General features: G+C 72.6%; 18 protein-coding genes. 8 read left to right on the forward strand and 10 right to left on the reverse strand.

Going from position 1 to position 26,177, the window contains the following annotated elements:
- A partial coding sequence (locus ACQP60_RS16835; protein ID WP_429734956.1) for a sugar nucleotidyltransferase occupies window positions 1–323 on the reverse strand: 323 nt, incomplete at its 3' end.
- A 98-nt stretch (window positions 324–421) separates the two neighbouring features.
- On the opposite strand from ACQP60_RS16835, the gene ACQP60_RS16840 reads away from it, so the two are divergent.
- Window positions 422–2,515: an acyltransferase family protein gene (locus ACQP60_RS16840; RefSeq protein WP_429734958.1), complete on the forward strand. Its 2,094-nt coding sequence runs from the start codon at window positions 422–424 to the stop codon at window positions 2,513–2,515.
- Window positions 2,516–2,522: 7 nt separating this feature from the next.
- Here the strand turns inward: ACQP60_RS16840 and ACQP60_RS16845 are convergent, their stop codons facing one another.
- Genes ACQP60_RS16845 through glf form a run of 3 tightly spaced genes read right to left on the reverse strand, consistent with a single transcriptional unit; the run spans window position 2,523 to window position 8,223 of the window.
- On the reverse strand, window positions 2,523–5,096 hold the full coding sequence (locus ACQP60_RS16845; RefSeq protein WP_429734960.1) for a polysaccharide pyruvyl transferase family protein: 2,574 nt from the start codon (window positions 5,094–5,096) through the stop codon (window positions 2,523–2,525).
- The gene (locus ACQP60_RS16850; RefSeq protein WP_429734962.1) at window positions 5,093–7,060 is read right to left on the reverse strand and encodes a glycosyltransferase; all 1,968 of its coding nucleotides are present in this window, start codon (window positions 7,058–7,060) and stop codon (window positions 5,093–5,095) included. The genes ACQP60_RS16845 and ACQP60_RS16850 overlap by 4 nt, the downstream gene beginning before the upstream one ends.
- A gap of 5 nt (window positions 7,061–7,065) precedes the next feature.
- Window positions 7,066–8,223: a UDP-galactopyranose mutase gene (gene glf, locus ACQP60_RS16855; RefSeq protein ID WP_429734965.1), complete on the reverse strand. Its 1,158-nt coding sequence runs from the start codon at window positions 8,221–8,223 to the stop codon at window positions 7,066–7,068.
- A 289-nt stretch (window positions 8,224–8,512) separates the two neighbouring features.
- On the opposite strand from glf, the gene ACQP60_RS16860 reads away from it, so the two are divergent.
- Entirely contained in the window at window positions 8,513–10,024 is a 1,512-nt protein-coding gene (locus ACQP60_RS16860) for a S8 family serine peptidase (RefSeq protein ID WP_429734967.1), read from the forward strand.
- A gap of 20 nt (window positions 10,025–10,044) precedes the next feature.
- On the opposite strand, the gene ACQP60_RS16865 is transcribed toward ACQP60_RS16860, so the two are convergent.
- From ACQP60_RS16865 to ACQP60_RS16885, 5 genes are all read right to left on the reverse strand, one after another.
- Window positions 10,045–11,943 (reverse strand): gamma-glutamyltransferase family protein, encoded by a 1,899-nt coding sequence (locus ACQP60_RS16865; protein WP_429734969.1) that lies wholly within the window; start codon window positions 11,941–11,943, stop codon window positions 10,045–10,047.
- The gene (locus ACQP60_RS16870; RefSeq protein WP_429734971.1) at window positions 11,940–12,632 is read right to left on the reverse strand and encodes a YoaK family protein; all 693 of its coding nucleotides are present in this window, start codon (window positions 12,630–12,632) and stop codon (window positions 11,940–11,942) included. The genes ACQP60_RS16865 and ACQP60_RS16870 overlap by 4 nt, the downstream gene beginning before the upstream one ends.
- Before the next feature lie 88 nt (window positions 12,633–12,720).
- Complete coding sequence (locus tag ACQP60_RS16875; protein WP_429734974.1) at window positions 12,721–13,644, reverse strand: glycine betaine ABC transporter substrate-binding protein; 924 nt, start codon at window positions 13,642–13,644, stop codon at window positions 12,721–12,723.
- Between the two features lie 68 nt (window positions 13,645–13,712).
- Entirely contained in the window at window positions 13,713–14,591 is an 879-nt protein-coding gene (locus tag ACQP60_RS16880; RefSeq protein WP_429734976.1) for an ABC transporter permease, read from the reverse strand.
- Window positions 14,588–15,859, reverse strand: a complete 1,272-nt coding sequence (locus ACQP60_RS16885) for a quaternary amine ABC transporter ATP-binding protein (RefSeq protein WP_429734978.1) — start codon at window positions 15,857–15,859, stop codon at window positions 14,588–14,590. The genes ACQP60_RS16880 and ACQP60_RS16885 overlap by 4 nt, the downstream gene beginning before the upstream one ends.
- 679 nt (window positions 15,860–16,538) lie before the next feature.
- Between ACQP60_RS16885 and ACQP60_RS16890 the strand changes: the two genes are divergently transcribed.
- The 6 genes from ACQP60_RS16890 to ACQP60_RS16915 all read left to right on the forward strand — a co-directional run bounded on the left by ACQP60_RS16890 (window position 16,539) and on the right by ACQP60_RS16915 (window position 25,304).
- Window positions 16,539–18,863 carry an Rv1352/Rv1906c domain-containing protein gene (locus ACQP60_RS16890; protein WP_429734980.1) on the forward strand — a complete coding sequence of 775 codons (2,325 nt, stop codon included), beginning with the start codon at window positions 16,539–16,541 and terminating at the stop codon, window positions 18,861–18,863.
- 219 nt (window positions 18,864–19,082) lie between these two features.
- A complete protein-coding gene (locus ACQP60_RS16895) occupies window positions 19,083–19,718 on the forward strand; it encodes a sunset domain-containing protein (RefSeq protein WP_429734982.1) in 636 nt (211 codons plus the stop codon).
- A 186-nt stretch (window positions 19,719–19,904) separates the two neighbouring features.
- Entirely contained in the window at window positions 19,905–21,443 is a 1,539-nt protein-coding gene (ahcY, locus tag ACQP60_RS16900; protein ID WP_429734984.1) for an adenosylhomocysteinase, read from the forward strand.
- Window positions 21,444–21,634: 191 nt separating this feature from the next.
- On the forward strand, window positions 21,635–23,110 hold the full coding sequence (locus ACQP60_RS16905) for a sensor histidine kinase (RefSeq protein WP_429734986.1): 1,476 nt from the start codon (window positions 21,635–21,637) through the stop codon (window positions 23,108–23,110).
- Window positions 23,107–23,808: a response regulator transcription factor gene (locus ACQP60_RS16910; RefSeq protein ID WP_429734988.1), complete on the forward strand. Its 702-nt coding sequence runs from the start codon at window positions 23,107–23,109 to the stop codon at window positions 23,806–23,808. Before ACQP60_RS16905 ends, ACQP60_RS16910 begins: the two co-directional genes overlap by 4 nt.
- 242 nt (window positions 23,809–24,050) lie before the next feature.
- A complete protein-coding gene (locus ACQP60_RS16915; RefSeq protein ID WP_429734990.1) occupies window positions 24,051–25,304 on the forward strand; it encodes an acyltransferase family protein in 1,254 nt (417 codons plus the stop codon).
- A 16-nt stretch (window positions 25,305–25,320) separates the two neighbouring features.
- On the opposite strand, the gene ACQP60_RS16920 is transcribed toward ACQP60_RS16915, so the two are convergent.
- Window positions 25,321–26,169 (reverse strand): RDD family protein, encoded by an 849-nt coding sequence (locus ACQP60_RS16920; protein WP_429734992.1) that lies wholly within the window; start codon window positions 26,167–26,169, stop codon window positions 25,321–25,323.
- Between the last annotated feature and the right edge of the window lie 8 nt (window positions 26,170–26,177).

The raw sequence follows: 26,177 nt of genomic DNA on the forward strand, positions 1-26,177 counted from the left end.
TCGCCCAGCACCAGGGCCGCCGCGTCCGACCCGAGGAAGTCCTCGCCGAGCACGAACGCCTGCGCCAGCCCGTTGGGCACCTGCTGCACCGCGTAGCTGATCGAGATCCCGAACTGCGACCCGTCGCCCAACAACCTCCGGAACTGCTCGGCGTCGTGCGGGGTCGTGATCACCAGCACGTCCCGGATCCCCGCCAGCAGCAGCGTCGACAGCGGGTAGTAGATCATCGGCTTGTCGTACACCGGTACCAGCTGCTTGCTCACCCCGAGGGTGATCGGGTGCAGCCGGGTACCGCTCCCACCGGCCAGGATGATTCCACGCATGGTCCATAGGCTATCGTCGCGAGCCGGTCCGTCCCGGACGGGTCGATGGACGGGCCGCGAGGCGCGCCCTCGGCCCTGTGACTGCTGAAGGAGCTGCTGTGTCCGCACCCGCCGACGCGTCCGAGCGTGTGGCCGCGCCGGCGCGCCCGCGCACGGAGGTGCGCACGGACGTGCAGGGCCTGCGCGCGCTGGCGGTGAGCGCGGTGCTGGTCTACCACCTGCTGCCGGGCACGGTGACGGGCGGCTACGTCGGGGTGGACGTCTTCTTCGTCATCTCGGGCTTCCTCATCACGTCGCACCTGCTGCGCCGGCCGGTGCGCGGCGTGGGCGACCTGCTGGAGTTCTGGGCGCGCCGGGTGCGCCGCCTCATCCCGGCGGCGACGGTGGTGCTGGTGGCCACGCTCGCGGCGACGCTGCTGTGGCTGCCGACGACGGTGCACGCCCGGGTGGCACGGGAGGTCGCGGCCGCGGCGCTGTACGTGGAGAACTGGGCGCTGGCGCGCTCGGCGACGGACTACCTGGCCGCGGACGAGCTGGCGTCTCCCGTGCAGCACTACTGGTCGCTGTCGGTCGAGGAGCAGTTCTACGTGCTGTGGCCGGTGCTGATCGGGCTGGCCGTCCTGCTCGCGGTGCGTCTGCGCGGGCGGGGGCAGTGGGTGCCGACGGCGGTGGTGGGGCTGGTCGTCGTCGTGTCGCTGGCGTGGTCGGTGCACCTGACGGGGACCAACCCGTCCGCGGCGTACTTCGTGACGACGACGCGGCTGTGGGAGCTCGCGCTCGGCGGGCTCGTCGCGGCGGCCGTGACGGCGCGTCCGTGGGGCCTGCCGGCCCCGGTGCGGGCGGCGTCGGCGTGGGCGGGCCTGGTGGCCGTGGTGGCGGCGGTGCTCCTCTTCGACGGGACGACGCCGTTCCCCGGCGTCGCGGCCGCGCTGCCCACGGTGGGCACGGCGCTGGTGATCGCGGCGGCCGCCGACGGCGCCCGGGGCGGGCCCGGCGGCCTGCTCGCGCTGCGGCCCGTGCAGTGGCTGGGCGACGTCTCCTACAGCGTGTACCTGTGGCACTGGCCGCTGATCGTCGTCGTGCCGTACGCGCTGGGGCACGAGCTGGGCGGCGTCGAGCTGGTCGTCGTCGTCGTCGCCTCGCTGCTCCTGGCGGCCGTGACCAAGCGCTGGGTCGAGGACCCGCTGCGCCGCCAGCCGCTGCTGGTGCGGCGCCGGGCGGCGACGTTCGGCCTGCTCGCGGTGTGCGTGGGCGTCTCCGCGGTCTGGGGGGTCTCGGCGGCCTCGGCCTCCGACGCGCGTGCGCACGAGGCAGTCGCGTCCGCCCCGGCCCGGGTCGCGGAGGCCGGCGAGTGCGCGGGCGCCGGCTCGGTGCGTGACGCGTCGTGCGACGTGCGCGGCCTGCTCACCCCGCCGGAGGCCGCCGCGCAGGACAAGCCCGCCGTGTACGCGGACGACTGCTGGAACGACCCGCCGTTCACGACCCGGAACAGCTGCACGTACGGATCCGACGACGCCCCTGTGCGGGTCGCGCTGCTCGGCAACTCGCACGCGGGCCACTGGGCGCCGGCGCTGGAGGCCGGGGAGGACGCGGGGGACTGGCAGGTCGACACGTACCTGCAGTCGTCCTGCTACCCGGTCGAGCAGCTGCTGGACTACGAGGCCGCCGACGACGCGCAGGGTTGCCTCGACACCACGCGGTGGGCGATCGACTCCGTCGTCGCCGGCGGCTACGACCTGGTGGTGATGTCGGCGCGCACCAACCAGCTCCTCGCGGACGTCCCGGACGACGAGCAGTCGGAGGCGGCTCAGGACGCGTACGCCGGCACACTGGCCACGTTCACCGACGCTGGCATCCCGGTGCTCGTGCTGCGCGACACGCCCGCGATGCCCGACAACGTCCCCGACTGCCTCGCCACCGGACCGGTCTCCTGGGACGAGTGCGGAGCACCGCCGTCGCAGGCCCTCGAGCCGGACCCGCTCGCGGCCGCGGGCCGTGCCGACACGTCGGGCCTGGTGACCGTCCGCGAGGTCACCGACCTCATGTGCGACGACGACGTCTGCCACCCCGTGATCGGTGGTGTGATCGCGTACTTCGACCACGGCCACCTCACTGCGACGTTCGCGCGCACCCTGACGCCGGAGGTCGCCGACGGCGTCCGCGCCGCGCTGCGGACGGGCGCCGCCGGCTGACCCCCGCTCAGCGGGCGGTGTGCCGGACGAGGACGTCCTGCACGTGGGTCCGCTTCGACCGCGGCACCAGGACCTGCTGGTCGTAGTGCCCGACGGCGACGAACGAGATGAAGACCTCGTTGTCGGGGATGTCGATGATCTTGCGGATCGCGGACTCCTTCGCGGTCCCCATCGCCGTGTTGAGCGAGCACGACCCGAGGCCCGTCTGGGTGAGGCCGAGCAGCAGCGACATCATGAACAGCCCGCCGTCGACGAACGGCTGGTTGCGCTCCGGGGCGAAGAGGAACGCGTCGAGGTCCGCCGTGACCAGCAGCAGGCGGGGCGGCATCGCGTAGCCGTTGAAGCCTCCCTGGATGTCCAGCACCGACTTGATGATCTGCGGGTCCTCGAACTGGTGCACCCGCGCGGCCTGGCGGTTGCACACCGACGGCGACTGCATCGCGATCTGCACGGCCCTGCTCACGTCCTCGTCGCTGACGGGCTCGTCGGTGAACTCGCGCACGCTGCGGCGACCGTAGACGACGTCGAGGAAGCCGCGGTGGTCGTCCTCGTCGAGGCGGATCTCGCGGACCTGCTCGGCGGGCAGCACACCACCCTCGTGGTGCCGGGTGTTGTCGATGAGGTCCTGCGCCGCCCCGGAGAAGAGCTGACGGAACGCGGAGACGTCGGTCTGGAGCGCGGCGTGGCGGTCGAAGTAGGTCTTCATCACGGCCGCGGAGCTCTGCACGTAGGGGTCGTCGGTGCTGTACCCGGCGGAGAGCCAGGCGTTCATCTCCTTGGCGAGCCCCGGGACGGCGATCTTGCCGAAGCCGGGGCGGAAGTTGCTGCGGCTCAGGCCCTTCTCGATGGCGTGGGCGTGGAAGATCATCCGCGCCCGGGCCCCGGACACCTTGCTGGCCTTGTGCGCGGTCTCGTAGGAGCGGACCTGCCGCTCCTGGTCGGCGAGGGCGAGCGCCATGGCCTGCTTGGCGAACCCCTGGGCCGGCGACTTCCCGGTCCTGCGCCGTGCCCGGGCGGCGACGCCGGCGGGGATCTCCTGGAGCGCGACGCTCCGGACGTCCGCGCCCGCCCGCCGCCCGGAGAAGTGCACCGCGCCCAGCATGACCTGGCTGAAGCCCGGGTCGGACACCTGGAAGGTGACGGTGTCCTGCCGCGCCTCGGACGACCCCTCGGGGAGGGTCACCTTGCCGACGACGCGGAAGCTCCCGGTCTCGGGGTTGCGGACGTGGACGTTCACGGTGCGGGCGTCGGTCCGGGGAGTCCAGTCCAGCGTGAGCTGGTAGGCCGATCCCGGGGTGAGCGCCTCCGGCAGGTCGGTCCAGACGAGGTTGCCGAGCACCGAGCCGCCACGCGCCACCTTCAGACGGGTGCCGGTCGCCTTCCGCGAGATGCGCCAGGCGTTGCTGCTCGCGGAGAACTCGGGGTTCGTCAGCGTGAACCGCTGGAAGGGGCGGATCGCGGCGGAGCCCGACGTGGCGGGGTCGAGCGCGGCCTTCAGCCACTCCAGCGACGACGCGCGGCCGGACTCGATGTACTCGCGCGCCTTGGTGAAGTCGATCTCCCGGGTGACGAACGGGTTCTCGGCGATCGTCGTGGTGGTGTCGGTCTCGAGGACGCGGCGCTGGTCGCCGAAGCCCAACGACGCCAGGAGGTTCTTGAAGCGGTCGGCTCCACGCTTCGCGTTGTAGATCGAGGAGAACGGCTTCTCGAAGATCGCGGAGAAGGCCGAGCCGTGGAAGCTGTCCGTGACCACGTAGCCGGCGTCGCGGTAGGCGCGCAGGAAGTTCTCGGGGGCGTCCTCGGCCAGGACCTCGGCCCGCGGCTCGTCCGCGAACAGCTCCGTCGCCTTCTCCCGCCCCTCGTCCGGGTTGGGGATGACCACGATCTTGTCGAAGCCCAGCTTGTCCGCGATCGCCTGCGCGACGGCCTTCTTCTCCGGGCTCGGGTCGAGGAAGAAGACGGCGAGGTAGTCGCCCTCGGGGCTGACCGTCGCCCTGTCCGCCAGGTCGCCGTAGTGCTCCTTCGGCAGCAGGAACACCGGGTCCACGACCAGCGAGGCCTTGACGCCGAAGACGTCCCGCGCCGTGTCGATCGCGTACTCCTCGCGCACGGAGATGGCCTTGAACTGCTGCAGGTGCCCGGAGTGCTTGGCCACGAACGGCACCTTGAACTTGTCGGTGCCGCGGTTCCCGAACGACGTGCCGTACGCGACCCGCTCGTTCTCCGGGCCGACGAAGTCCAGGAAGAGGTCGTCGTTGACGCGCCCGATCAGCGGGTTCCACAGCTGGTCGCTGCCGACGACGAAGGTGCGGGCGACGTCGTTGAGGCGGGGGAGCGCGGAGAAGTGCTCCTGCTCGGTGTGCTCGTACCCGACGCGCCGGGCGAAGTCCATCGACACGATGTCGGTGGGCCAGTGCACCCGGTAGCCGTTGTAGCCGAGCGGCTCGTGCACCATGAGCACCGAGCGGCCGAGGCTCTCGACGGCGCGGTTCAGCCCGTAGTAGGTGAGGATCGAGCCGTAGTTCTTGCCGTACCACCATCCGAGGATGGCGACGTCGTACGTCTTGGTCGGAGCGCTCATGCGTGCTGTCCTTCGCTGCTCTCGTCTGTGCTGTTCGCCTGGAACGTCGTGCGCCACTCCTCGACCGACGTGAACGACGGCATCGCCTCCCGGTAGCGGCGGCTCAGCGGCGCCCACTGGCTGCGCAGCTGTCGGTGCAGCTGCATGCTGCGGACCAGGTAGGCGCGGAACTTCTTCGGGTCCCGCACGTACATCGAGGCGCCGGTGCCGTCCGCCGACGTGACGACGGCGGAGTCGAGGTGCGACAGGCGCCACCACCGGGCGGCGGTCGTCGCGACCCGCTCCTCGGGCACCTCGAGCGCCTCGGGGCGCACCGCGCGCAGCTGCTTGGCCATCCCGGTCAGCGCCGAGACGACGGCGCGGGGCCTGCCTCCGGGCGCCGTGGGCACCTTGCCCTTGCGGGAGGGCCGGTGGCGCCGGGTGAGCGGGAAGGCGCCCGGGTCCTTCTCCACGACGGCGTCGGGGAACGTCGCGCGCAGCGCCCGCACCTCGGTCAGCGTGGAGCCGATCGTCGCGTGCAGGTGCTCGGGGCCCTGCAGCAGGTCCTCGAGGGCCCGCAGGCGCAGCTCGACGGCGGAGTACTGCAGCTGCAGCAGGTGCTTGACGTCGCCGGTGAAGCTCGCGCGGGGGAGCCCGCCGCCGCTGCGGTACGGCGAGTGCAGCATGGCCGCGAGCCAGCGGTTGCGCTGGTGGTAGTACGCCTGCCAGTCGATCGCGTCGTCCTTGTCGACCCACGGCACGTGCCACACGGCCGCCCCGGGCAGCGAGACGGTCGGGATGCCCTTGTCGGCCGCCCGCAGGCTGTACTCGGCGTCGTCCCACTTGATGAACACCGGCAGCGACAGGCCCACCGTGCGCAGCGCCTCGACCGGGATGAGGGACATCCACCAGCCGTTGTAGTCGACGTCGACGCGCTGGTGCAGCCAGGGGGTCGTCCGCAGGGGGTGCAGCGAGAAGTCGTGACGGTCGAACGTGTTCTCGATCTTGCCCCACCAGAACGAGTAGCGGTTGACCCGTTCGCCGAAGGTGTGCAGGCACGACTTCTCGTACATCGAGAACATGTGGCCGCCCACGATCGTGGGCACCCGCGCGAAGTCGCCGAAGGCGATCGCCCGGGCGATCCCCTCGGGTTCCGAGACGACGTCGTCGTCGAGCAGCAGCACGTAGTCGGACTCGCCGGCCTGCAGCGTCTCCGTCATGCCGCGCGCGAACCCGCCCGAGCCGCCCAGGTTCCCCTGCCGCACGAGCGACAGCCGGTCGCCGAGCACCGCCGCGGCCTCGGCGAAGTCGGGCTGCTCCTGGACGAGCTTCGTGCCCTGGTCGACCACGTAGACCCGGTCCACCAGGTCCTTGAGCGTGGCGTCCTCGCCGAGGGCGCGCAGCTGCGCGACGCAGTAGTCGGGGCGGTTGAACGTGGTGATCGCGATCGAGGCCGTCCCCTGCTTGCGCGCGTGCGACCCCGCGACGCTCCACGCGGCCGCCTCGAGGGTCACCGGGCCGTCGGAGGCGTACAGGTCGAACCAGTACCACCCGCCGTCGCCGAAGGACGCGAGCGTCAGGTCGACGTCGACGACGCCGTCCACGCTGTGGATCAGGCGCACCCGCTGCGGGTTCCCGCGCGCGTTCGACTTGTAGACCGCCACGGTGGCGGCTCCCGAGAGCCGGATGCTGAGCCGCACCTCGTCGACGTCGGTCCAGCGCCGCCAGTACCCGGCGGGGAACGCGCCGAAGTATGAGCCGAACGAGGCCTCGCTGCCGTGGTCGAGGCGCAACGACCGGCGCCCCAGGACCTCGGCGCCCGCCTCGGCGGGTGCGACGTCGGGGTGCGCCTCCTCGACCGCCCGCGCCATCGTGAAGTCCACGTACAGCGGGAGCGTGTCGGGATCGGCATCGGGAGGCAGCACCACCTGGTGCACGACGCGGCGCGCCACCGCGGTCTCCCTGGCTGTGTCGAGTTCTTCCATGAGAGTCACGCCTTACCCCCGAACACTGCGTCGAGCTTGTTGTCGACCATGGAGAGAGCGGAACCGATCGCCATGTGCATGTCGAGGTACTGGTAGGTACCCAGTCGGCCGCCGAAGTACACGTTCTTCTCGCCCTGCATGTGCTTGCGGTACAGCTGTAGCCGATCGCGGTCCGCCGAGGTGTTGACCGGGTAGTAAGGCTCGTCCCCGCGTTCGGCGAAGCGGGAGTATTCGCGCACGATGACGGTCTTCTCGCGATGGTAGTCGCGTTCGGGGTGGAAGTGGCGGAACTCCAGGATTCTCGTGTAAGGCACGTCGAGGTCGGCGTAGTTCATCACCGGTGTGCCCTGGAAGTCGCCGACCGGCAGCACCTCCTGCTCGAAGTCCAGGGTGCGCCACGACAGCTCTCCCTCGGAGAACTCGAAGTAGCGGTCGACGGGCCCGGTGTAGACGACGGGCACCTGTCCGACGGTCGAGGCCTTGTTGACCGGCTGGTCCTCGTCGAAGAAGTCGGTCTCGAGGCGGACCTCGATGCGCGGGTGGTCGGCGAGGCGCTCCAGCCAGGCGGTGTAGCCGTCGACCGGCAGCCCCTCGTACGTGTCGTTGAAGTAGCGGTTGTCGTACGTGTAGCGCACGGGGAGCCGCTTGATGATCGACGCGGGGAGGTCGGTGGGGTCCGTCTGCCACTGCTTGGCGGTGTAGTCCCGGATGAAGGCCTCGTAGAGGGGGCGGCCGATGAGCGACACGCCCTGCTCGTCGAGGTTCTCGGGGTCCCTGCCGGCGAGCTCGCCCGCCTGCTCGGCGACGAGCGCCCGGGCCGCGTCCGGGCCGTACGACGAGCGGAAGAACTGGTTGATCGTCCCGAGGTTGATCGGCATCGGGTACACCTCGCCCTGGTGCGTGGTGTACACGCGATGCACATATCGGGTGAACGCCGTAAAGCGGTTGACGTAGTCCCACACCCGCTCGTTCGAGGTGTGGAAAAGGTGCGCGCCGTACTGGTGGACCTCGATACCGGTCTCCGGTTCCCGGGCGCTGTAGGCATTGCCACCGATGTGGTGGCGCCGGTCGATCACGAGAACGTTCGCGCCGTACTGTTCGGCGAGCCTCTCGGCGACGGTCAGGCCGAAAAATCCCGAGCCCACCACGACAGCGTCCGTCATGCGACGACCTCCTCAAGAAACGAAAGCGGTGCCGTGGACGCACCACGGCGGGAGCATGGCCAGCAGGGTGTGCGGGCTGGTCACGGGAACCGAGGCTAGGGGCACGACAAGCCGCCGAAGGGCGAAATTGAACGGCGTCTCCTGATGATCGGAAAGTGTTCATCCGCGCGTTACCTGAACGTCGGACGAAGGTCCGACACCGCGGTTCGGGCGCGCTCGACGGGCCCGACGGCTAACGTCTGCTCGTGACGGTCGCAACGAGGCGACCGCACCTCTCGAAGGGGACACCATGAACCTGCGCACCACCCACCGCGCGCGTCTGGTGGCCGTCGGCGCCGCCACGGCCCTCCTGATCGCGGGCGTCGGCAGCGCCGCGGCCGCCGGGGAGACGGCGGCCGAGCCGCCGTCCACCCCGGTCCCGGTCGCCACCCCGGACGGCCAGACCTTCTCCTACGTCGTCAACGCCAAGCACGCGAACCCGGGCCAGACACGGCTGGCGGAGCGGGCCGTCGAGGCGGCGGGCGGCGTCGTCGTCCAGTCGTGGCCCGAGATCGGCGTCGTCGTCGCGCACGCGGCGCGGGCGGACTTCCGCGCCGACGTGGTGCGCCTCGCGCGCGGGCACGCCGTGGAGTCGGTGGGGGTCACCCGTACCGTCCCGGTGAGCGAGGGCACGCCCGCCGCCGCCGACGAGGTGCCGGGGGCCAAGGGCGGCCCCTGGAAGTCGAAGGTCACCAAGAAGCCCGGCGCGGGCGTCGAGGACGGGTCCGGCGCCCAGGCCGTCCCGGACCCGGGCGAGGCCACCCAGTGGGACATGGCGATGATCAAGGCCGACCAGGCGATCGAGATCAACCCGGGCTCGCCGGACGTGCTCGTCGGCGTGCTCGACTCCGGCATCGACGTCACGCACCCCGACCTGGCCACCCAGGTCGACACCGCGGCGTCCGTGAACTGCACGGCGGCGGGCCGCCCGGACACGTCGGCCACCGGCTGGCTGCCCACCACGTCGGACCACGGCACGCACGTGGCCGGCACCATCGCCGCCGCCGACAACGGCATCGGCATCGTGGGGGTCGCGCCGGGCGTGAAGATGGCGTCGGTGAAGGTCGTCAACGACGACGGCTTCATCTACCCGGAGTACGCCGTCTGCGGCTTCGTGTGGGCGGGCCTGCACGGCGTGGACGTCACCAACAACTCGTACTACATCGACCCGTTCGAGTACTGGTGCGACGACCAGCCCGACCAGGCGGCGGCGAAGGAGGCCGTGCGCCGCGCGATCGACTTCTCCACCGACCGGGGTGCCGTGCACGCCGCGGCGGCCGGCAACTCGGCCACCGACCTGTCGAACAACACCCGCGACACGGCGAGCCCCAACGACTCCACGCCCGTGGACCGCACCATCAACTCGGGCTGCGAGGACATCCCCACCGAGGCGGACGGCGTCGTGACCGTCTCGTCGGTCACGAGCACGGGCGCGCTGAGCTCGTTCTCGAACCGTGGCCTCGGCAAGATCGACGTGGCCGCCCCCGGCAGCGCCATCGTCTCGACCGAGCTCAACGGCACGTGGGACACCAAGAGCGGCACGTCCATGGCGTCGCCGCACGTGGCGGGCGTGCTCGCGCTCATGAAGTCCGCCCACCCGGACTGGACGCCGGCCCAGCTCGAGCAGGCCGTGCGCGACCAGGCCGACGACCGCCCGTGCGGCACCACGTCCGCCGGACCCGTGTGCGTCGGGACGCCGCAGGAGAACTCGTTCTTCGGTGACGGCCTGGTCGACGCGCTCGACGCGGTGACGCTCGGCTGACGCCGGGGCGGACCGCGCCGCTACCGGCCGGCGGCGTACCCCTGCGCCCCGCGGGGGTTCGCCGCCGCGCCGAGCACGCCGGTGGCGGGGTCGCGCGTGACGGCGCTGAGGCGCCCGAGCGCCCAGTCGCCGGCGAGGGTGAGCACGTGGCCGCGCTCGGCCAGCCCGGCGAGGACGTCGGCGCCCAGCCGGTCCTCGACGACGGCGCCGCCGGGCGTCCAGGTGCGGGGCCAGAACGACCCGGGCGCCGACGTCGTGTGCAGGGCGGGGGCGTCGATCGCCTCCTGCGGCGTGTAGCCGCCCACCAGCACGCGCAGCAGGAACGCGAGCTGCCACTGGTCCTGCTGGTCGCCGCCCGGCGACCCGCACGCGAGCACGGGCTCGCCGTCGCGCAGCACGAGCGTCGGGGTGAGCGTGGTGCGCGGCCGGCAGCCGGGCGTCAGGGCGGACGGCGAGGACTCGTCCAGCCAGGTCATCTGCAGCCGGGTGCCGAGGGCGAACCCGAGCCCCGGCACGGTGGGGGAGGACTGCAGCCACCCGCCCGACGGCGTCGCGCTGATCATGTTGCCCCAGCGGTCCACGACGTCCAGGTGGCACGTGTCGCCGCGGGTCGCGCCGGTCGCGTCGGTCACCAGGCCGTCGCCGTTCAGCGGCGCGGCGGCCGTGACGACGACGGTCGGCTCGCCGACGCCGGCCGCGGCGCCTCCGGTCGGCGCGCCGGGCAGCGCGGCGGCGGGGACGTCCGTGGCGTAGCTCGTGCGCAGCGGCGGGACCGGCGGCGTCGGCCGGCCCGGGACGTCGCCCGGGCGGACGTCGTGCGACGCGCGGTCGCCGATCAGCGCGCGCCGCGCTGCCGCGTACCGGTCGGAGAGCAGCACGTCGAGCGGCACACCGTCGCCCGCGTCGTCGCCGTACCAGACGTCGCGGTCGGCGAGCGCGAGCTTGAGCGCCTCGAGCACGGTGTGCGCGCCGAGCTCGGTGGACGGGTCGAGCCGCGCGTCGTCGAACCCGTCGAGGATGCGCAGCGCCTCCAGCAGCGCCGGTCCCTGCCCCCAGGCGGCCGTCTTGGCCACCGTGTACCCGCGGAAGTCGACCGTGACGGCGTCCTCGAACGTCGCTTCGAAGCCGGCGACGTCCGCCGCGGTGAGGACCCCCGCGTGGTCGCGGCCGTCGGCGTGCCGGTGCGGCGTGCGGACGAACTCCTCGGCCGCCTCACCGACGACGGCGCGCCATGCGCCGCGCGCGGCGTCGACCCCGGCGGCACGGTCGGCCCCGCTGGCGGCGGCGTCGGCCTCGGCGGCGACGAGGCGCTCGAGCACGGCCGCCAGCTCGGGGTTCGTGACGAGCTCGCCCGGCCGCGGGGCGCGCCCGCCGGGCAGCCAGCGCTCCGCCGACGTGGGCCAGTGCTCGCGGAACAGCTCCGCGACGCCCTCGATCGTGCGGCACACGGCGGCCAGCACCGCGTGGCCGTCGCGGGCGTACCCGATGGCGGGCGCGAGGGCGTCGGCCACGGTCCACGTGCCGTGGTCGCGCAGCAGCAGGAGCCACGCGTCGACGGCGCCCGGCACGGCGGCCGCCAGCGCACCCGAGCCCGGCACGAGGTCCAGTCCCTCGACGTCGCGGTAGTGCGCGATCGTCGCCCCCGCAGGGGCGGGCCCCTGCCCCATCAGCACCCGGGGCCGCCCGGGCTCGTCCGCCGTCGCGAGGATCGCCGTCATGTCCCCGCCGGGACCGTTGAGGTGCGGCTCGACGACGTGCAGCACGAACGCTCCGGCGACGGCGGCGTCGAACGCGGTGCCGCCGCGCTCCAGCACCGACTGGGCGCTCGCGCTCGCCAGCCAGTGCGTGGAGGCGGCCATCCCGAACGTGCCGCGCAGGTCGGGGCGCGTGGGGTGGGGAGCCGGGGGAGTGAACGTCATCGAGGATCCTCCGTGGTGTGTCCGAGGGCGGAGACGACGAGCGTGAGCACCGCGCTCACGCCCACGCCCCACGCCAGGTGGGCCTGCAGCAGCAGCGCCCCGGCGGCGGCGCCGGCGCAGATGAGGGCGATGGCGGCGATGCGCCGCCCGGAGTTCGTGCCGTGGCCGCCGGCGAGCCGCGAGTCGGCGGCCAGGCCGGTGATGGTCGACGTGACGACCACCGTCGTGACGTCCTTGACCGACAGATGACGCGCGGTCGCCGCCTGCATGCCCATCGCGAGCGCCAGCAGGCCGGTCACCGTGAGCTGGACGGCGTGCGGCAGGTCGTCGCCCGGCACGGCGAGCAGCACGGTGATCGCGGTCAGCAGCACCCCGACGGTCGCGAACATCGCGGTGGTGCGGGCCGTCCACCCCACCCGGACGGGACGCAGCACGACGCCCGCGACCACCGCACCGGCCATGAACGTGCCGAGCGCGAGCAGCGGGCCGACGACGGGCAGGTCGTCGCCGCCGGCGAGCGCCATGCCGAGGATGACGACGTTGCCCGTCATGTTGCCCGTGAACACCCGGTCCAGACCGAGATAGCCGACGGCGTCGGCGATCCCGGTGGAGAACGTCAGGGCGAGCATCAGCGCGAGATGGAGCCGGTCGCGGTCGCGCCGGAGCGGTCCGAGGAGAGGTCGGGGCACCCGGTCACCGTACCGACCACTGCCGAGACAGTTCAGGTCCCCGCGGGTCGGACGACCTCGCGGGGACCTGAACCGGCTCGCTGACGGGTCACTCGGCGGCGGCGCCGCCGGTGACCTGGTCGACGAAGTCGGGGTTCGCCTCGAGCCACGCGTCGACGGCGGCCTCCGGGTCGTCCTTGTACTCGTCGTCGTTGAACATGAGGTTCTCGAGGGAGAACAGTTGCTCGTCGTCGAGGGTGAAGGCCTTCAGCCAGCCCGCCAGCTCGGGGTAGCGGTCGGCGAAGTCCTTCGTGCCGTAGGTGTGGATCTCCTCGGCGTCGCCCATCGCGCCTTCGGGGTCCTCGAGGTCGCGGACCGGGAACTCGTCGTAGGCCCAGTGCGGCCGCCACAGCGTGACGGCGATGTTGTTGCCCTTGTCGGCGGCGCCCTTGAGCTCGGCGAGCATCGCCGGCGTCGAGGAGATCGTGTAGTCGAGTCCCTCCAGGCCGTAGGTCGGGATCGCCTCTTCCTTGGTCACCTTGGTCAGACCGGCGCCCGCCTCGATGCCGACCAGCTTGTTGCCGTAGTCGTCGGCGTACTTCGCGAGATCGCCGATGGTCTTCGCCGGCGAGTCCTCGTTCACCGCGATGGTGAGCTTGGCGTCGTCGTACCAGGTGCCGAGGTCGGAGATGTCGTCGCCGAACTTGTCGACGTAGTCGGCGTGCGTGATGGGCAGCCACGTGTCGAAGAGCACGTCCATGTCCCCGCCGGCCAGGCCGGTGAAGACCACGCCGATGTCGGCGGTCTTGGTGTCGACGTCGTAGCCCTTCTCCTCGAGCACCTTGGCCCAGAGGTTCGACACGGCGATGCCCTCGTCCCAGCCGGACGGGATGCCGATGGTGATCTCCTTCTCGTCACCCGAGGCGGTGTCGGAGCCGCCGTCGTCGCCCGAAGCGCAGGCGGCGAGGGAGACGGCGAGGGCGAGCGTGCCGCCGGCGGCGGCGACACGACGGGTGTGGCGTCCGAGATTCATTGGTTGTCCTTCCTGAAGGTGCCCGCGCGGCGGCGCGACGGCCGCCGCACGAGCGAGGAGCGGGAGCGTCAGCGCGTGGCCTGGAGAGCCTTGGCGACCGGCGAACGGTCGCCGAGGGCCGAGGTGACGCGGTCGAGGTAGATCGCGAGGAACACGACCGCGAGGCCGGCCTCGAAACCGAGCGCGATGTCGACGCTGGACAGCGCGCCCACGACGTCGCCGCCGAGGCCGCCGGCGCCGACCATGCCGGAGATGACCACCATCGACAGGGCGAGCATGATGACCTGGTTGACGCCCGCCATGATCGTGGGCATCGCCAGCGGGATCTGGATCTGGCGCAGGATGCGGCGGTCGGTGGAGCCGAACGCGCGGCCGGCCTCCACCACCTCGGAGTCGACCTGGCGGATGCCCAGCTCCGTGAAGCGCACGCCGGGGGCGAGCGCGAACACGATGGTCGCGATGATGCCGGGCACGGGGCCGGTGAGGAAGATGACGACCGTCGGGATCAGGTAGACGAAGGCGGGCATCGTCTGCATGAAGTCGAGGATCGGCCGCACCACGCGCGAGACGTGCTCGTTGCGCGCGGACCATATACCGAGCGGGATGCCGATCAGCAGGGCCACCACGGAGGCGAGCAGGACGAGCGCCAGGGAGTCCATGGCGTTGTCCCACTGGTCCATCGCCGCGATGAGGACGAAGCCGACCAGGGACCCGACACCGAGCTTCCAGCCCTTGGCCCAGAAGGCGATCGCGGCGAGCACGATGGCGACGACGAAGAACGGCGGGGTGCCGAGCACCCAGGCCAGGCCGTCGTAGATGGACTCGAAGAACGTCTTGATCGCGTCGAACAGCGGATCGAACGTGTCGGTGACCCAGCCGATCGCGGTCTCGATCCAGTCGCCGACCGGGACGCGGGGGACGAGGGTGTCGGTCGCTGCGGTGATCATGCCGGGGCTCCTTCCGTCGTCGTCCCGGCGGGTTCGTCGTCGCTCCGACCCTCCTGCGCCGTCCCGGGCGTCGAGACGTTCCCGTTCTCGACGGGCTCGCCCGCCATGGCCTCGAGCAGCGTCACGCGCGGCACGACGCCGACCAGGCGGCCTTCGTCGTCGACCACCGCGAGCGGCACCGCCGACTCCGCGGCAGGCGCGAACAGCTCGGCGATCGGGGTGTCCTGGTGCACCGACGTCACGTCGGCGTCGATGATCCCCTCGAGCTTCTCGACGCCCGCCTTGGTGGCACGCACCGCGTCGTCGGCGCGGACGAGCCCCTTGAGGACGCGGCGCCGGTCGACGGCGAAGGCACCCGACACCTCGGCGTCGCGCATCTCGCGCGCGGCCTGCCGGGGCCCGCCACCCGCCGGCACCGTGAGGCGCGGGCGCTGCATGACGGTCGACGCGGTGAGCACGCGGGACCGGTCGACGTCGGCCACGAACTTCTCCACGTAGGAGTTGGCCGGGTCGGAGAGGATCTGCTCGGCGGTGCCGATCTGCACGATGCGGCCGTCGCGCATGACGGCGATCCGGTCGCCGAGGTGCATGGCCTCGTTGAGGTCGTGCGTGATGAAGATGATCGTCTTGCCGAGCTTCTCCTGGAGCTCCAGGAGCTGCTCCTGCATCTCCGAGCGGATCAGCGGGTCGAGGGCGCTGAACGCCTCGTCCATGAGCAGCACGTCGGTGTCGGCGGCGAGCGCGCGGGCGAGGCCGACGCGCTGGCGCATGCCGCCGGACAGCTGCGACGGCAGCGAGTCCTGCCAGCCGGACAGGCCGACCATGTCGAGCGCGTGGCGCGCCTTCTCCTGGCGCTCCGCCTTGCCGACCCCCTGGATCTCCAGCGGGTAGGCGGCGTTGTCGAGCACCGTGCGGTGCGGCAGCAGCGCGAAGTGCTGGAACACCATGCTCACGCGGGTGCGGCGGAGCTCGCGCAGCCGCTTGCCGTCGACCTTCGCGAGGTTGGCGTCCCCGAGGAGGACGTCGCCCGCGGTGGGGGCCCACAGGCCGTTGAGCATGCGGATGAGCGTCGACTTGCCGGAGCCGGACAGGCCCATGACGACGAAGATCTCTCCGGGGGCCACATCGAAGGTCGCATCGATCACTGCGGCGGTGCCGAGGCTCTTCACCTCGTCGCGCGTGGCGCCGGCCTCGAGGCGGCGGACCGCCTCGGCGGGCTTGGGGCCGAAGACCTTGTAGACGCCTCGCACGGACACCGCGGGCGTCATGCCGGAGGTCTCGGTGGGCGTTGTGGTGGTACTGCTGTCTCCCGTCATTCGGGCAGGGCTCGCCACCTTCCATCACGTTCGGATGTACCCACGGTTCGCCGGGCGGTGCGTCGAGCACCGGTCACGGGTTCCCGTGCTTCCGCGGTTCCGGTGGGCACAAGGGCATCAAGCACCCTCCTACGCCGAAGGGTGCTCTGGCGAACCGAGAACCCCTGTCTGATTTGCGCTGTTCTCCCTTGTCGTCCTGGGGCTTTATCGGACTCTGGCCCCCGTCGAGGGTGAAATGATCGTTACCTGAATGTGATATTCACCGTGGCGCAGGTCACTTTTCGGGCCGGCGGGGTGTGGTCCGGGCCACCTTCCGGCGCGCCGTTCGGGTGAGGTTATGCCCCGGGTTCTTTCCTGATCGGGTAAAGAGGGGTGGCCTGCGAGGCCCCGCGCCGGGCCGCCGCCGACCCGTCGGAGACGGCGGGTGAAAACGTTCCATGAGCGGGTGAAAAACTCCCGCGCGGGGTCTGGCTCGTGCCGTCGGCAACTCTTGGACGTCCATACTCGGCGCACCCCCACGTCGGTCCGCGCCTGCATGCTGGCGTGCCGACGAGCGGCACCGAAGCCGTCGCGGCCGTCCGGTCGCGCACCCCGCCGCCGGCCGATGGTCGGCACTTCCCCCGGAGGATCCGTGGAACCCGTCCTCTCCCGCCCCGTGCGTGGGCGCGCTCCCGCGCTCGTCGCCACCCTCGCGCTGATCCTCGCGCCGCTGCTCGCCGCGCCCGCGTCCGCGTCCACCGAACCCGTCGTCGAGCCGTCTGCCACGACCGAGCCGACGGATGGGCCCACCGATCCGACGACCGAGCCCACCGAACCTGTGGACGTCACTGCCCCGGACGCCGCGTTGCTCGTCCTGGACGGCACGCCCAGGGTGGGGCAGGAGCTGTCCCTCGACCCGCAGTCCGCGCTGTGGGAGCCGGAAGGCGTGGCGCTCGACTTCACGTACCGCTGGTTCACCGACGACGTGGAGGTCGAAGGTGCGCAGGACGACAGCCTCGTCCTGACCCCCGCCATGCTCGGCAGCACGGTCAGTGTCGAGGTGACCGGCAAGGCCCCGGAGGGTGCCGTGGGCGGGGAGCCCAGCGACTCCGTCGTCGTGACCGCCGTCGACGCGGTCGCCTCGGGCGCCTTCGTGACGGCCGCCCTCCAGGTCACCGGCGACGCCCGCGTGGGGCAGACGCTCACCGTGACTGCGGACACGTGGACGCCGGCCGTCGACCTGGCGTTCGAGTGGCGCCGCGGCGACGTCGTCGTGGGCCAGGGCAGCACCTACGTGCCCGGCCCGGCCGACGTCGGCAGTGCGCTGACCGTGGTCGCGAGCGGCGAGGCGCAGGGTTACCTGCCCGCCAACGTCACGGCCACCACGGGGACCGTGGTCGCGGGGACGCTTTCGGGGGCCACCCCCACGGTGACCGGCACCGTCCAGGTCGGCAGGACCGTGACGGCGGTTCCCGGCACGTGGGCCCCCGCCGACGCCGCGCTGTCCTACCAGTGGCTGCGGTCGGGGACGCCGATCAGCCGTGCGACGAGCCCGACCTACACGCTCACAGCGGCGGACGCCGGCAAGGCGCTCCAGGTGACGGTCACCGGGACCGTCGAGGGATACGCGCCGGTGTCACGGACGTCCGCCGCCAGGACCGTCGCGAACGCCACCCTCACGACAGCCACCCCGACGCTGTCGGGCACGGTCCGCGTCGGGTCGAAGGTGACGGCCAGGGCCGGAACCTGGACCTCGGGCGCCACCCTGACGTACCAGTGGTATGCGTCCGGCAAGGCGATCTCCGGTGCCACCACGTCGGCCTACACGCCCACGGCGTCCGTGAAGGGCAAGAGCCTGTCGGTGCGTGTGACCGGGAAGAAGGCCGGGTACACCAGTGTCACGAGGTCGAGCGCCGGCAAGACGGTGGGGGCGGGCGTCTTCTCCGCGCCCGCGCCGAAGATCAGCGGCACCGTCCGCGTCGGGAACAAGGTCTCCGTGACGCGCGGGACGTGGAAGCCGTCCGCCACGACGTACCGCTACCAGTGGCGCGTCAACGGCGTGAAGATCACCGGCGCGACGAAGTCGTCGTACACGATCCCGTCGAAGTACGCGGGCAAGAACCTCACCGTGACCGTCACGGGCAGCCGCGCCGGATACACCACGAAGTCGGTCACGAGCGCGTCGTCCAAGGTGCTGCGCGTCTACTCGCGCACCTCCGCGCCGAAGGTCTCCGGCACCGCACGCGTCGGGTCCACCCTCAAGGTGAGCAGCCGCGGCACGTGGACGCCGACGCCGTCGTCGTGGAAGTACCAGTGGAAGGCCAACGGCACCGCGATCAAGGGTGCCACCGGGTCGAGCTTCAAGCTCACGGGCGCGCAGTACGGCAAGCGCATCACCGTCACCATCAAGGGCGTCCGCTCGGGCTACTACCCGACGTCGCGCACCAGTGCCGCGACCGCCGCCGTCGGCGCTCCCGCCGCCGTGCTGACGAAGGACGGCACCTACAGGGTGGGCACGCAGATCAAGCCCGGCACGTACATCACCTCGGGCAGCTCGGCGGGTTGCTACTTCGAGCGCCGTTCTACGGCGGGCTCCTCGCTGAGCGGCATCATCGCCAACAGCATCACGTTCGGGCAGACGATCGTGACGATCAAGAGCACCGACAAGTACTTCGTGACCGATGGCTGCGGCACCTGGCGCAAGTACTACGCCTACGGGTCGGTCCGGACCAGCACGGCGGCCGACGGTATCTACCGGGTGGGGACGAGCGGCGGGCAGCTGAAGCCGGGCCTCTACTACACGTCGGGCTCCTCCGACGGGACCGGGTGCTACGTCGCGTCGATGTCGAGCTTCTCCGCGGAGCTCGACTCGATCCTGGACAACGACTTCTTCGACGGTCCGGGCTACTGGCAGGTGCTCGCGAGCGATACGGCCTTCGAGACGGCGGGCTGCGTCTGGCGGCGCGTGTCGAGCTGAACCGGCAGGTCCCGAGCGCCGTCGTCCGTCATCTCGTCCTGGGGACCGGCCGGCGGCGGCGCTCGTTGCTGCGCCGCCGGTCGGGCCGGTGCGGCGAACTTCACCCGCGCAGTACCGGGTGAAGTCGGACATCGGCCGGTCTGAGCGCTCGGGAGCGCTCCCATACTTGACTCGCGACACCATCGTCCTGCCGAGTTCGGCCCACCCCAGGAGAAGCCCGTGAAGCACCCTCGTCCCACGCGCCGTGCCGGCCGCGTCGCCGCGCTCGTCACGGCTGTGACACTGCTGGCCGCACCGCTCGCGACCGTCCCGGCCACGGTGGCCGCCCCGACGGCGTCGGCCGCGGTGTCCACCTCGGTGACCGTCAAGAAGATCGCGACGAAGACCGCGCCGTACAAGAAGAAGGCCACGGTCCGGCCGAACGTCGTGGCCAAGGGCAGGGTCTCCGTGAAGTCCAAGACCCTCACGGTGAAGAAGTCCGGCACGACGATCGCGAAGAACAAGAAGTCCGTCGCGCTCAAGGCCGGCACGTACAGGGTGACCACGAAGGTCACCTACAAGACGTACACGCTGACGTCGGCCGAGAAGAAGGTCTGGTCGGCGACGAAGTCGAAGTCCAGGACGCAGACGCTGGTCGTCAAGCAGGGCAAGAAGCCGTCGCGTACGACCCCGGTCAGCGCGTACCACTGCCCGAGCTGGGCGCCGATCAAGGGCAACCGGACGACGGCGAAGAAGGGCGACTGGATCTATCACGTGCCGGGTGGCCGCTACTACAAGGCGACCAAGCCGGAGGAGTGCTTCACGACGACCGCGGCCGCGCGCAAGGCCGGCTACCGCGCGTCGAAGAACGGCTGACGCTCCCCGTCGCGCACCACGAACCGCGCCGGACGAGGCCGGCACCCGCTCGGGTGCCGGCCTCGCTGCGTCCGGGACGCGCCGCGGTCTACCCTGGGTGCTGGCCCGTGCGGACGCCGCCGGGCCACGCGCAGACGGGAGCCCCCAGCGCACACGGCTCATACCGCAGACCCCAGGAGGGCGACCATGTCCACGACCGCTGAGGCACCCGGCACGACGGGCTTCGACGAGGCTCCCGGGCGCTACAAGGTGCGCTCGCTCGCGCTGGCGGAGGCCGGCCGGCACCAGATCCGGCTCGCCGAGCACGAGATGCCCGGCCTCATGGCGCTGCGCGCCGAGTACGGCGAGGCGCAGCCCCTGGCCGGCGCGCGCATCGCCGGCTCCCTGCACATGACCGTGCAGACCGCCGTCCTCATCGAGACGCTGGTGGCGCTCGGCGCCGAGGTGCGTTGGGCCAGCTGCAACATCTTCAGCACGCAGGACGAGGCGGCCGCAGCGATCGTCGTCGGCCCGCACGGCACCCCCGAGGACCCGCAGGGCGTCCCCGTCTTCGCGTGGAAGGGCGAGAGCCTCGAGGAGTACTGGGACTGCACCGAGCAGATCCTCGTGTGGCCGGGCGCGGAGAACGGCCAGGGCGGCCCCAACCTCATCCTCGACGACGGCGGCGACGCCACGATGCTGGTGCACCTCGGCCTGCAGTACGAGCGCGCCGGCGTGGTCCCGCCCGACACGCTTCCGGGCGAGCCCGACCACACCCACGAGATGAACGTGGTGCGGGGCGTGCTGCGCCGGGCGCTGGAGTCCGACCCGCTGCGCTGGACGACGATCGCGCAGGGCATCGGCGGCGTCACCGAGGAGACGACGACGGGCGTGCACCGGCTCTACCACCTCGCCGAGGCGGGGGAGCTGATCTTCCCGGCGATCAACGTCAACGACTCGGTCACCAAGTCGAAGTTCGACAACAAGTACGGCATCCGGCACTCGCTGCCGGACGGCATCAACCGCGCGACGGACATCCTCATCGGCGGCAAGGTCGCGTTCGTCTGCGGCTACGGCGACGTCGGCAAGGGCGCGGCGGAGGCGTTCCGCGGGCAGGGCGCGCGCGTCATCGTGTCCGAGGTGGACCCGATCTGCGCGCTGCAGGCCGCGATGGACGGCTTCCAGGTCGCCCGGCTCGACGACGTGATCGGCGAGGCCGACTTCGTCATCACCACGACGGGCAACAAGGACGTCGTGCGCACCGAGCACATGCTCGCGCTCAAGGACAAGGCCGTCGTCGGCAACATCGGGCACTTCGACAACGAGATCGACATGGCCGGCCTCGCCGCCGTGCCCGGCGTCGTGAAGACCGAGGTCAAGCCGCAGGTGCACGAGTGGACGCTGCCTGCGGCCGATGGTCGTCCCGAGCGGTCGATCATCGTGCTGTCCGAGGGGCGCCTGCTCAACCTGGGCAACGCGACCGGGCACCCGTCGTTCGTCATGTCGAACTCGTTCGCCAACCAGGTGATCGGCCAGATGGAGCTGTTCGCCGACATGGCGCGCCCCGCCGAGGAGCGCCAGTACGAGCGGCAGGTGTACCGCCTGCCCAAGGTGCTCGACGAGAAGGTCGCGCGCCTGCACCTCGACGCCCTCGGCGTCCGGCTCACCGAGCTCAGCAAGGAGCAGGCCGAGTACATCGGCGTGCCGGTGGAGGGCCCGTACAAGCCGGAGCACTACCGCTACTGACCTGTCGGTCCAGGACCGGCTCCTGTGCACGTGGCCCTGACAGCTCACCCTCGCGGCGTGCTGTCAGGGCCACGCGCATGTTCCGGTGCTCCTGGCCCTGACAGCTCGCCGGGCGGGTACGGGGGACAGCCCCCGCGCGCAGGGTGGCTCGCCGGTTATCGGCTCGGCGCCGCGGGCGGCAGCCTGGAAGCATGACCAGCATGACGTCCACCGACGGCCAGGTGCCGCCGCCCGCGAACCCGCCGACCTCGCCGTCGTCCGCACCGTCGACCGCGCAGCCCGGAGCGCGGCCGGCGGCGTCCCCACGGGCGACGGCGGAGGGGGCGCCGCCGTTCCTCCTCGCCCCGTTCGACGGCCGGACCTGGCGCGCCTACGGCTTCCTGTGGCTCGCGCTGCTGCTCGCGCCGTTCGCGCTCGCGTACGCCCTGTTCACCGTGTCGTTCATGGCGGGCGTCGCGGTGACGGTCGTGGGCCTCTTCGTCGCCGGCGGCGTGCTGCTCGGGGCGCGCGGCTGGGCGTCGGTCTACCGGCGGATGGCGGTGCGCTACCTCGGCGTCGAGATCGCGGAGCCCGCGCCGCGTCAGCCGCGCAAGGGGTTCTGGCGGCGCCTCGGCGGCATGCTCGGCGACGCCACCGCCTGGCGCGGGCTGCTGTACATGGTGGTGACGTTCCCGCTGGCCATCGCGTCGTTCGTCGTGAGCACGGTGTTCCTCGTCGTCGCGCTCGGCGGGATGACGCACTGGTTCTGGTCACGGTGGCTGCCGCTGCAGCAGGCGGGCGACGGCACGTGGCACCGTGGTGCGTCGTTCGGCACGGACTGGTTCGTCGACACCCCTGCCCGCCAGCTCCTGCTCGCCGCGGCGGGCCTGATCCTGTTCTACCTGTGGCCGCAGGTGCAGTCGCTGTTCGTCGGCCTCTTCCGGCTGCTCGCCGTCGGGCTGCTCAGCCCCACGCGCGCCAGCCTGCGCGTCGCGTACGCGGAGCGGGCGCGCGCCGTCACGGTGGAGGACGCCGACGAGCGACTGCGCCGCATCGAGCGCGACCTGCACGACGGCACCCAGGCGCACCTCGTCGCCGTCGCCATGCAGATCGGCGAGGCGCGCGAGCTGCTGCGCGACGGGGCCGACGAGTCCGAGCTCGCGTCCGTCCTGGAGACGGCCCACTCCAGCACGAAGGACACGCTCGCCGAGCTGCGCGAGCTCGCCCGCGGCATCCGCCCGCCCGCGTTGGACGCCGGCCTGTCCGTGGCCCTCGAGACGCTCGCGGCGCGCGCCGCGCTGCCGGTGCGGGTGCACGCCGTCGGGCTCGAGGGCGCGGACCTCCCGCCCAGCGTCACCGCCATCTCGTACTTCGCCGTCGCGGAGCTCGTCGCCAACGCGACCAAGCACGCCCGCGCGACCGGTGTCGACGTCGTGGCGGGCGTCGAGCCGGTCGCCGACGCCGCGACCGGGGCCGCCGTCCGTGCGCTCGTGCTGCGCGTGCACGACGACGGCGTGGGCGGCGCCGCGGTGCGCGCGCCCGACGCGTCGGGCCGGGGCAGCGGCCTCGCGGGGCTCACGGACCGGCTGTCCGGCGTCGACGGGACGCTCCGGGTGGTCAGCCCGGCGGGAGGGCCTACGGTGATCACCGTGACCATCCCGCTGCCCGCCCCCGGGACCCGCCGATGACGGCCGCGCCGTCGACCGGTACGAGCCCGCTGCGCGTCGTCGTCGCCGAGGACTCCGCCATCCTGCGTGACGGGCTCGTCGCGCTCCTGTCGCGCCGCGGGTACGACGTCGTCGCGGCGGTGCCCGACGGCGACGCCCTCGTCCGCGAGGTCACGACGCTCGCCGCCGCGGGTGCGCTGCCGGACGTGCTCGTCGCCGACATCCGCATGCCGCCGTCGCACACGGACGAGGGGCTGCGTGCGGCCGAGGCGCTGCGCGCCGCGCACCCCGGCCTGCCGGTGCTGGTGTTCTCGCAGTGGGTCGAGACGCGCTACGCGTCCCGCCTGCTCGAGGGCGACCCGCGCGGCGTCGGCTACCTGCTCAAGGACCGCGTGGCCGACGTCGGGGACTTCGTCGCCGCGCTGGGCCGCGTCGCGGCGGGGGAGACCGTGCTCGACCCCGAGGTGGTGCGCCAGCTCATGGGCGCGCACCGCTCGCCGGAGGACGGCGTCGGCCGCCTGACGCCGCGCGAGAAGGAGGTCCTGGAGCTCATGGCCCAGGGCCGCTCCAACGGCGCCATCGCCGAGCAGCTGTACCTGTCCTACGGGGCGGTGGAGAAGAACGTCGCCGCCATCTTCACCAAGCTCGACCTGCCGCAGGACTCCGCCGACCACCGCCGCGTGCGCGCCGTCCTGCGCTACCTGGGCGTCGACGCCTGACCCGTGACCTGTCAGGACCACACGCAGGTATTCATGCGTGTGGTCCTGACACGTCGCGGGTTTCGCGAGTTGTCAGGACCACGACCACGTAGGGGTGCGCGTGGTCCTGACAGGTCGGCGGGGGTTGTCCCCCGGAGCGGTCCGGGGGAGAGGGCGGCCGGCGCGGGGGTCAGGCCCATGTCGGACGACGTCGCAGGTCACGAGGCTGGAAGGGTCCTCGTCGCCCAGCCTCAGGAGCCATCGTGGCCGTCCTCGACGCCCCCGCCCCGCACGCCCCGTCCGCACCGCCGCCGCTCGCGACGGCGCGCACCACCGCCCCCGCGTCCGCACCGACGTCGGCCCCGGACGCCGCCCGCCCGCGTCGGGCGCGGGACCCGTTCGTCGACGTCGTGCGGGCGCTGGGCACGCTCGGGGTGGTGCTGCTGCACTGGCTCATGGCGGAGGCCACCTGGGACGGCCGGACGCTCCTCGTCGGCAACGCGCTCGGGCACGGCGCCGGCTGGCTCGTCACCTGGCTGCAGCCGCTGGCCCTGCTGTTCTTCGCGGCCGGCGCCTCCGCCGGGTACCAGCGCTCCGTCACGACCGTCGGGGGTCGCGGCTGGGGCGGGACGATCGCGGCACGCCTGCGCGGCGTCGTGCGGCCGGTGGCGGCGTTCGCCGGGGCCTGGGCGCTCGCGGTCGCCGCGCTCCTCGCCGTCGGCGTGCCCGACGACGCGGTGTGGAGGATGGCGCGGATGGCTCCGCAGCTGCTGTGGTTCCTCGGGGTGTGGGTGGTGCTCATGGCGCTCACCCCGCTGCTGCGGGCGGCCTGGCAGCGGTGGCGGTGGGGCGCCCTCGCCGTCGCCGTCGCGCTGCCGCTCGCGCTCGACGCGCTGCGGTTCGGGCTCCCCGGAGAGGTCACCGGCGCGCTGGCCTGGGCCAACGTGCTGCTCGCGTGGGCGGCGCCGTTCCTCGCCGGGATCGCGTACGCCTCCGAGCGCACCGCCCCCCGCCGTCCCGCCCTGGACGGGACGGGCGCGCCCGCCGACCCGCTCGCCGGGCGCACCGCCCGGCTCCTCCTCGCCGCCGGGGCCCTCGCCGCGGTCGCCGCGACCGTCGTGCTGGTGGCGGCCGGGCCCTACCCGCTCAGCCTCGTCGGGATGCCCGGCGACGAGATCTCGAACCTCGGCCCGCCGACCGCGCCCGTCATCGCGCACGCCGTCGCCCAGGTGTGCCTGGTGCTGCTGTTCCGTGCCGCGCTGGTGCGCCGGGCCGCCTCCGGGACGGGAGCGCGGGCGGTCGGCGCCCTGGCCCGCCGGTCGATGACCGTCTACCTGTGGCACCTCACCGCGATGTTCGCCGTCGTCGGCGTGGCGCTGCTCGGCCTGGGCCAGGAGCTGCCGGCCGCGTGGGGCGCGGACTGGTGGGCGTCCCGACCGGTGTGGTTCGCGGCGTACCTGCTGGTGCTGCTCGGCCTGGTGCGCGTCTTCGGCCGCTTCGAGGACCGCCGCCGCTGACCGAGAGCGTTGTGGGTCAGCGGGGCGGGTCCGGGACGGCGTACGGCAGGCGGTGCAGGGTGGCGGCGCGGGCCTCGGCCCGCTCCTGCTCGGCCCTGCCGCGCTCCAGCTCGCGGTCGCGGCGCTCGTGCAGGACGGCGTGCAGGAAGGCCTCGGCGGGCGTGCCGGGCGGCGGGCCGGGGGCGACGAACGGCTCGATCCGGCCGGCGAGGTCGTCGGCCAGGCCCGCACGCGACGCGGGCGCCAGCCGGGGGGCGCGGTCGAGGAACTGCCGGGCGGCGAGGGCGAGCCCGTCCGGCAGGCGCCGGATGTCCGCGGTACGGGCCCAGACCGCCAGCTCCGGCGGCATGGCGAGCGGGACCGTGCGGCCGCGGCCGCCCCGCACCCGGATGACGTACGTGCCGGCGAGCAGATCCCCGAGCCGCTTGCCGCGGGAGTTGGACAGCGACGCGATCAGGGCCACGCTGCCGAACGTCAGCCAGAGCTCGCCGATGCCCACCAGCGCGCGCACGAAGGCGTGCCGGAACCGGACCGGCCCGCCGTCGTCGCGCACCACGCGCAGCCCGGTGATCAGCTTGCCCAGCGACCGGCCACGGCTCAGCGTCTCGACCGTCGTGGGGACCACGACCATCACGAGCACCGCCGCCACGACGCCGGCCACCCGGGCCCACTGCTCGTCGAACGCGACGTCCTGGAGGGCGACCACGATCAGCAGCGCGATCCCGACGACGGCGAGCGCCGCGAGGTCGAGCAGCGCCGCCAGCGCGCGGCTGACGAACGACGCCGGCCGCGCGTCGAGCACCACGCCCTCGCCGATGACGACCCCGTCCGTGACGCCTCCGTCGATCCCGCCCCGCATGTGCATCCCCCGCT

The organism is Isoptericola variabilis (assembly GCF_050311655.1).
Classification (GTDB): domain Bacteria; phylum Actinomycetota; class Actinomycetes; order Actinomycetales; family Cellulomonadaceae; genus Isoptericola; species Isoptericola variabilis.